This window comes from bacterium (genome assembly GCA_030690305.1).
Taxonomy (GTDB): domain Bacteria; phylum Patescibacteriota; class Minisyncoccia; order Phycocordibacterales; family JAGLPS01; genus JBBUCK01.
The window spans coordinates 1-2328 of sequence record JAUYHB010000010.1 but is presented as its reverse complement, the minus strand read 5'-3'; the positions used below and the strand labels follow the sequence as shown (position 1 = coordinate 2328).

General features: G+C 48.7%; 7 protein-coding genes. 3 read left to right on the top strand and 4 right to left on the bottom strand.

Annotation, left to right across the window (positions count from 1 at the left end):
• From Q8O71_01140 to Q8O71_01130, 3 genes are all read left to right on the top strand, one after another.
• Positions 1–188: hypothetical protein (locus Q8O71_01140; GenBank protein ID MDP2704985.1), on the top strand; the 188-nt coding region annotated here is incomplete at its 5' end.
• 231 nt (positions 189–419) lie between these two features.
• Positions 420–854: a hypothetical protein gene (locus Q8O71_01135; protein ID MDP2704984.1), complete on the top strand. Its 435-nt coding sequence runs from the start codon at positions 420–422 to the stop codon at positions 852–854.
• Complete coding sequence (locus Q8O71_01130) at positions 829–1095, top strand: hypothetical protein (GenBank protein MDP2704983.1); 267 nt, start codon at positions 829–831, stop codon at positions 1093–1095. Before Q8O71_01135 ends, Q8O71_01130 begins: the two co-directional genes overlap by 26 nt.
• Positions 1096–1181: 86 nt before the next feature.
• Here Q8O71_01130 and Q8O71_01125 read toward each other — a convergent pair whose 3' ends face one another.
• From Q8O71_01125 to Q8O71_01110, 4 genes are read right to left on the bottom strand one after another with little or no spacing between them, the layout of a single operon-like run.
• The gene (locus Q8O71_01125; protein ID MDP2704982.1) at positions 1182–1382 is read right to left on the bottom strand and encodes a hypothetical protein; all 201 of its coding nucleotides are present in this window, start codon (positions 1380–1382) and stop codon (positions 1182–1184) included.
• Positions 1379–1579 carry a hypothetical protein gene (locus Q8O71_01120; protein MDP2704981.1) on the bottom strand — a complete coding sequence of 67 codons (201 nt, stop codon included), beginning with the start codon at positions 1577–1579 and terminating at the stop codon, positions 1379–1381. The genes Q8O71_01125 and Q8O71_01120 overlap by 4 nt, the downstream gene beginning before the upstream one ends.
• Positions 1576–1962, bottom strand: a complete 387-nt coding sequence (locus tag Q8O71_01115; protein MDP2704980.1) for a transglycosylase SLT domain-containing protein — start codon at positions 1960–1962, stop codon at positions 1576–1578. The genes Q8O71_01120 and Q8O71_01115 overlap by 4 nt, the downstream gene beginning before the upstream one ends.
• Complete coding sequence (locus Q8O71_01110) at positions 1962–2300, bottom strand: hypothetical protein (protein MDP2704979.1); 339 nt, start codon at positions 2298–2300, stop codon at positions 1962–1964. Before Q8O71_01110 ends, Q8O71_01115 begins: the two co-directional genes overlap by 1 nt.
• Positions 2301–2328 lie beyond the last annotated feature (28 nt).

The window sequence follows — 2328 nt, the reverse complement described above, 5'->3', positions numbered from 1 at the left end:
AACCCTTAAATGGTCGGCTATACCCAAAGGAAGCCATGATATACCGCTCACCAAAATATAAGGCATGGATTAAGTCTCTGCCCTGCGGGGTCTGCGGCATATACTCTGTTGATCCTCACCATGTCAGAAAAATACGCTGGGGTGCCGGGAACACCACAATCCGAGGTATGACGACGAGCTGGAGATAATTGATCTTTTAATTCGCTACATAACGGAGGTGAAGCCATGAAAGCTCTCATTGACTGCTTGCTGATAACCTTGATCGTCGCATCCTGGCTGTTATTGTTGGCTATGGGCGTGGCTTGGATGGACAAGCCGATACTGGCTCAACCGAGGGAACGATGGCGCCCGGTGCCGGAGTGGGTAGAACCACTGCCGCTAACCGGGCCTGCCTTGCCACTTAACCAAAGGAGGAGAGTATGGAAATATCTGACAATAAAATAAGAGAATTAGCAGACGAATCCGGATTTTGGGGTGTAGATTTTTGGTGGTATGAAAAGTTACCATGTTTCCGTAAATTCTTAGAATTGGTTAACAACCAGACCTCGACCAGGGAAATGGATGAGGGGAGAGTTTTGACGTGTGTTTATTGCGGTATGGAGTATCCACAAGATACACCGGCATGGGGATCGGATGTGCTCACAGAACATATCAAGGTTTGCGGGAAACATCCCTTGAGAAAAGCCGAAGCCACGATTGCAAAATTGAGAGCGGCGTTGGTTGGCCTCGTCGGGGCATCTGAAAAGGATGAGTTAGAGAAAATGGAAATGCTCATTCGTGTTGCCCCTGTGCCCGATGCTGACAAGATTGGTATGATTAACGCTATTCGTGCACTGGTTGAGTTGGTGGCATAACGCTGCCGGTCAGCCGCTTGTCGGCTGCCCGATGGCTGGGGGTAAAATGCAGTTGCGGGAATTTGCCCGCTGGCCACATTATAAACGGCTGTATATTCGGGCATTTACGGAGATGGTGAATCGGCGCATTGAGGCCGTTCAGGGCAGCAACCAGAATCGTGAGGTTTTGGAATCCCCCGGCTTCAGCCGTGGGGAGGATGTCAACAGTAGCGCCAACGCTCAGGTCAGCGGCACTGCTTAACACTATTCTCCAAAGCCAGGATATACCCGCCCAGGCGAATGAAATTCTCCCGGTCGAGGCAAATCATCCCGCCCACCTCCCGGCTCTCAATCGTCGGTTTTGGTGGGGCCAATATCCTGTTTTTTTGGCATCCCAGGAAAATGATGCTGAAGCCACAGACCAGGATTATTATGGAGCAAATCAACTTCGTTTTGAAGTGTCTGCTCCATTTTTTTTCGTCGGTGTCGTTCATAGGCGGCAAATAGCGCTCCGATGATCATTCCGATGGTGGACAGGAGTTCTATCATTTCAAAGATTTTTGTGCCACGATCCGGCCATAGGCGGCAATTATCGCGCCCAGGATGGTCACGACCAGGCCCGCCATTTCATCCGCTCCGGCATCGGTAAAGGGCATGAGGCCAATTTTGGGCAATATGGCCCCGGCTGCCGAAATTACGACCCCCCAAAGGGTTTTGCTGAGTAAAAAACTTTTCGCGTCATTCATTTTTCGATCTCCTTTAATTGTTTAATGTAATCCGCAACTCGTTTGACATAAAAATGTCTATCAAGGGGATCGCAGTAATGCATGGTCGCATCATCAATGCTACCCCATCGGTTCAATAATACTCTCAAAAATGCCACACCACAAACAATATCAATAAATTCATCATCTGAATCTGATTTTTCCATCTCCAGAAGCAGGTCCTTCATGGCGATGGGTGTCATCTGAAATACCCCTCGCGCATCGGTCGGGCTTTTCTGATGGAGCCCCAGGCTGCTTTCCGTCATGGCCACCGCCTGCGCCCAGGTCGGATCTATCCCGGCAAGCTGGGCAATGATTTCAATTTTCGCGCACACTTCTTTTTGTTTTTTGTTCAGTTTCATCATCAACCGCCGATAATTATTTTAGCACTGCCGGTGATTAACTTCCAGATGAACAGTGCCATCCCAAACGCGATCACCCCCGTAGTTCCCCGGATGATCCACTTCCACCAATCACGGGATTCCTTTTCCTGCTGGTCTTTTATTCCATTGACGGCATTTTTCACCGACATGTCTTTATCAATCTGAACAAATTTTTGACTTACCTCGCCAAATTTCATAGCACACATCTGCCGGTGTTCTATCGTTTCCCTATTCACCGCGTCTATTTTCTGGTAAACGCCAGCAAATCCCGTATCAATTTTCCGATGCAAATCCTGTAAAATGGGAACAAATTCATCCATGCTGAGCCTCCGTAGTTTTCCTGATCAG

Bases quoted from the DNA above. Each gene is read 5' to 3' on its own strand.
- Q8O71_01115 (MDP2704980.1), bottom strand. From the start codon at position 1,962: ATGATGAAACTGAACAAAAAACAAAAAGAAGTGTGCGCGAAAATTGAA.
- Q8O71_01135 (MDP2704984.1), top strand. From the start codon at position 420: ATGGAAATATCTGACAATAAAATAAGAGAATTAGCAGACGAATCCGGA.
- Q8O71_01120 (MDP2704981.1), bottom strand. From the start codon at position 1,579: ATGAATGACGCGAAAAGTTTTTTACTCAGCAAAACCCTTTGGGGGGTC.
- Q8O71_01110 (MDP2704979.1), bottom strand. From the start codon at position 2,300: ATGGATGAATTTGTTCCCATTTTACAGGATTTGCATCGGAAAATTGAT.
- Q8O71_01125 (MDP2704982.1), bottom strand. From the start codon at position 1,382: ATGATAGAACTCCTGTCCACCATCGGAATGATCATCGGAGCGCTATTT.